Source organism: Moorena sp. SIO3B2 (assembly GCF_010692525.1).
Taxonomy (GTDB): Bacteria; Cyanobacteriota; Cyanobacteriia; order Cyanobacteriales; family Coleofasciculaceae; genus Moorena; species Moorena producens.
In genome coordinates this window covers 1-4356 of the sequence record NZ_JAAHHE010000446.1, presented here as the reverse complement: position 1 = coordinate 4356, position 4356 = coordinate 1, and the positions used below count along the sequence as shown (strand labels likewise).

Here is a 4356-nt window from a genome sequence, read left to right as displayed (position 1 = left end):
GACCCTTAGAGGAAAAATAAATATCCCGTGGTTGATTAGAGTTAGTTTTCCTAACCCGTAATTCATTTAAAAACAGCCAACAAACAATATCTAAACTACTAAAACTACTACCAATATGCCCTGAACCCGCCTGTTTTATCATATATAAAGTATTGATTCGACAGTAGGTAGCAAAAAGCTCAGTATGAGTTTCGGGAGTAATGTCTAAATCCTTGAGGCGTTCAAACTCCCGAAAGGGGACTAGAGATAGATTTGTCATTGGTTATTGGTTATTGGTTATTGGGGTTGTTGGTTATTGGTCAGGTTTTAGGGAGCAGGGAGCAGGGAGTAGGGAGTAGGGATTCGGTGGATAAGGTTTAACTTTTTTTTATCACTTAATCATATCCAATTTAACTGCACAAGCGTTTAATCGGTTACTTATTTACTTGCTTAACCTTTAAACAAATTATACTTAGCAGTATTGTTAAAATAAATAAGTAATTATAACTAATATTTCCAGAAAATAGCGGTTTTCATAATAACGATGTACACAGGATTTTTTGCCACTTTAAACTTCCCTATTCTTTCTTTTATACTCCCTGCTCCCTACTCCCTACTCCCTACTCCCTACTCCCTACTCCCTACTCCCTAGCAAATTGAAAAAACTACATTGGTTTCTGGGAGACCATAGGTAAGTGAGCTTCTCCCTGTGCTATTAAATATTCCAGATACCACCAATCCTTCAAGTCATTAATATCTAATCCCTCATGATCATGGGTAATAAATGGCATAATCACCTTTCCAGCAATTGTATACTCTTTCAGCACCACTTTTGACCAAGCAATTTCTAAGCTAGCATTTTGCACATAGACCTCTGGCAAGGCCTGATAGGGAGTACTATGCCAGGGGGTATCGCTGGTTGACGGTTGGAGGTTGGCTGGTTGGAGGTTGGCTGGTTGACGGTTGGGGGGTTGAAGGTTGGCTGGTTGTTCGCGTAGCGTGGCCTTTTGGCCAAGGTTGGGGGGTTGGAGGTTATGGTTAACCGGAGAATTGCCTAATTCATTCCCGTAGCGTGGCCTATTGGCCAAGGTGTTCTGCTCAAGCAACGGTTTCATCAGGCTGCCCTTGAGTACCCACATTTTACCAGGATGCTGCTGGCATTTCTCTACTGCCCGTAAGGAGTCTACTTGATTAGCTTGAGCCAAAAACCCCTGCCAAGCTCGTTGAATGGTCTGGGGTTGGCGACAAGGACTGGTTGGTCGCAGGATGCTGAAGCAATCAAAGTCTCGCCCCAGATTACTCAAATGCCTCAGGGTGTAATCAATCCACTCAATATCTGGTGACTTGTCGGTAGCATACTCTGGCGGACGCAAAAATGGTACCTCAGCGCTATAGTAACGAGCAATTTCCGCCACCTCTTCTGAGTCAGTGGAAACAATCACGGCTGAGAACACTTGGCTTTGGGTTGCAGCAGCAATAGTATAAGCAATTAACGGATGCCCTTTCAAACGACGAATATTTTTACCAGGTACTCGTTTGGAACCAGCCCGGGCTGGAATTAGGGCAACTACTGTCGGAGTTTTAGAATCCACCAATTTTCTTGATCTTAGACAATAATCTTGCTGGCAAATTTTTGATCACCACTTTATAGTTTACAGAAATAGGGAATAGGTAAGCTATCAGCTATCAGCTATCAGCTATCAGCTATCAGCTATCAGTTATCAGCTATCAGCTATCAGCTATCAGCTATCAGCTATCAGCTATCAGCTATCAGCTTAAGCGCTACGCGCACGCTACGCGAACAGCTATCAGCTATCAGTTATAGCAATCCTAAACGAGGTTTATTTTCAGCTGACGGCTAACAGCTGACGGCTGACAGCTAACGGTAGTCGGGAGTATAACGGGCATCTTGCCCGTTACAATTTTACTAGTAATTGTTGGTTTTATAATAACTCATTATTGCAGTTAGTTATCTATTAGTAATTACTAATTTTAATACTTGTCAATATTGACAAGTATAGTGTATAATTATATATGGCTCAATCAATTACTTTAAGTACAAATTACTGGGTTTTAGGAAGTAGGGATTAGGTAGTAATAATTGCTCCTTGCCACCGTGAACTAAATCCCACAGCATTTCCTTAATAAGGAAATAAACTTGTTCGCGTAGCGTGGCCTTTTGCCCAAGGTAAATCATCTGGTAAATCATAAGTAGTAAAAACCCGTTCTAATAGAGCAATGGTAAAAATTAACATTCACAGCGTGTAATCGCAAATCACACTATAAAAATAACACCATAAACAGAATCTACACTAGTTTAATCAAAATAATAGCGGTGATACTACTTAGGATTTACACAGATTTTTTATTTTATGCCCTATTGCCTGTTACCTAAAATCCAAAACGTACTTCAACCAATTGATAACTACTATCGTAAACATTCTATTGCAGCAAAGCAAATGACAAACTCAGACCAGTTTGATACTCGTTTCAACCTTTTACTAACTGCCTTCGAGCGGATCACCCAACAGATTGAACAGCTCGGTCAAAGAACCGATTCCAATGCTCGTGCCATCGAGCAGACCAACCAACAGATTAAACAGCTCGGTCACAGGATCGATTCTAATGCTCGTGCCATTGAAGCTCTAACCAATACTGTCCATGAGTTCAAACGAGATCGCGCTCAAGCATACTCTTTGATGGCAGATTTAGCTCAAAATCAATCCCGAATGTATGGCATGATGGCCAACTTAGATGAGCGACAGGAACAACTCTCCCAGCGACAAGGTGAGATTGTAGAAATTATGAAGTTACTGACTAAATCTAATTAGGATTTAGAACCACTAGCTATCAGCTATCAGCGTGTCGCGTATCAGCGTGTCGCGTATCAGCGTGTCGCGTATCAGCGTGTCGCGTATCAGCGTGTCGCGTATCAGCGTGTCGCGTATCAGCGTGTCGCGTATCAGCTATCAGCTTAAGCGCTACGCGCACGCTACTTGAGGTGCTATCAGCTATCAGTGATCAGTTTGACCCAACAGTGGTGGGTTACGGGCAACAACTTAACCCTGGCTACGAGGCGAAACATGAAGGCTCCCCTGAAGCACCACTAGCAGCTGACCACTGACCGCTGACTGCTGATAGCTCTTAAGAAAACACTAAACACTATTGCAGCAAATGACAAACTCAGACCAGTTTGATACCCGTTTCAACCTTTTATTTACTGCCATTGAGCGCATCGACCAACAGATTGAACAGCTCGGTCACAGAATTGAACAGCTTCGTCAAAGAACCGATTCTAATGCTCGTGCTATCGAAGCTCTAACCGATACTGTCCATGAGTTCAAACGGGATCGCTCTCAACTGTATTCTGTAATGGCTAATTTAGCACAATCTCAGTCTAATTTATTTCAATCTCAGGCTAATTTAGCGGACAGTCAATCCCGAATGTATGGCATGATGGCCAACTTAGATGAGCGACAGGAACAACTGTCTAACCGACAGGGGGAGATTGTAGAAATTATGAAGTTATTGACTCAATCTAATTAGGGTTTAGAACCACTAGCTATCAGCTATCAGCGGTCAGCTGTCAGCTATCAGTGATCAGCTATCAGCTATCAGCTATTAGTGATCAGTTTGACCCAGCAGTGGTGGGTTGCGCAGCAACTTAACCCTGGCTACGAGGCGAAAAATGAACGCTCCCCTGAAGCACCACTAGCAGCTGACCGCTGACCGCTGACTGCTGATAGCTGTTGATAAAACACTACACACTATTGCAGCAAATGACAAACTCAGACCAGTTTGATACCCGTTTCAACCTTTTATTTACTGCCATTGAGCGCATCGACCAACAGATTGAACAGCTCGGTCACAGAATTGAACAGCTTCGTCAAAGAACCGATTCCAATGCTCGTGCTATCGAAGCTCTAACCGATACTGTTAATGAGTTCAAACGGGATCGGTCTCGACTGTATTCTGTGATGGCTGATTTAGCAAACTCTCAGTCTAATTTAGCTCAAAGTCAATCCCGAATGTATGGCCTAATGGAGAACTTAGATGAGCGACAAGAACAACTCTCTCAGCGACAGGAACAACTGTCTAACCGACAGGGTGAGATTGTAGAAATTCTGAAATTATTGACTAAATCTCAACCAGCTTAAATCTAAGCTATCAGCCCTCAGCCCTCAGCTGAGGGCTGATAGCTTAAGCAAAAGGTTTCAGCTTACGTTTGATGGTTGAAGCTAAGCCGAGAGTGGCAAGGGTAAAGATACTTATACTATGAGTGGGTTCAGGGACAATCACCGGTTTCGCAGAAAAACTAATCGGCAACTCGCTATCTTCTGGTCCAAAATTTTCAAAACCAGTGATAAATGGCGGTGC

5 protein-coding genes and 1 pseudogene are annotated in these 4356 nt (G+C 42.8%); 4 read left to right on the top strand and 2 right to left on the bottom strand.

All coding sequences use genetic code 11. The features are described 5' to 3' along the window. Positions 1-259: pseudogene (locus F6K38_RS35810) on the bottom strand (transketolase C-terminal domain-containing protein); the annotation flags it as partial. 385 nt (positions 260-644) lie between these two features. Next, complete coding sequence (locus tag F6K38_RS35805; RefSeq protein ID WP_287359802.1) at positions 645-1571, bottom strand: acylneuraminate cytidylyltransferase family protein; 927 nt, start codon at positions 1569-1571, stop codon at positions 645-647. 867 nt (positions 1572-2438) lie between these two features. Between F6K38_RS35805 and F6K38_RS35800 the strand changes: the two genes are divergently transcribed. The 4 genes from F6K38_RS35800 (at position 2439) to F6K38_RS35785 (ending at position 4136) form a co-directional block, all read left to right on the top strand. Beyond that, positions 2439-2810: a hypothetical protein gene (locus tag F6K38_RS35800; RefSeq protein WP_287253797.1), complete on the top strand. Its 372-nt coding sequence runs from the start codon at positions 2439-2441 to the stop codon at positions 2808-2810. Between the two features lie 170 nt (positions 2811-2980). After that, complete coding sequence (locus F6K38_RS35795; RefSeq protein WP_287359800.1) at positions 2981-3103, top strand: hypothetical protein; 123 nt, start codon at positions 2981-2983, stop codon at positions 3101-3103. 50 nt (positions 3104-3153) lie between these two features. Further along, positions 3154-3525, top strand: coding sequence for a hypothetical protein (locus F6K38_RS35790; protein WP_287359798.1), 372 nt, complete (start codon positions 3154-3156; stop codon positions 3523-3525). A 233-nt stretch (positions 3526-3758) separates the two neighbouring features. After that, positions 3759-4136, top strand: a complete 378-nt coding sequence (locus tag F6K38_RS35785; RefSeq protein ID WP_287359797.1) for a hypothetical protein — start codon at positions 3759-3761, stop codon at positions 4134-4136. Positions 4137-4356 lie beyond the last annotated feature (220 nt).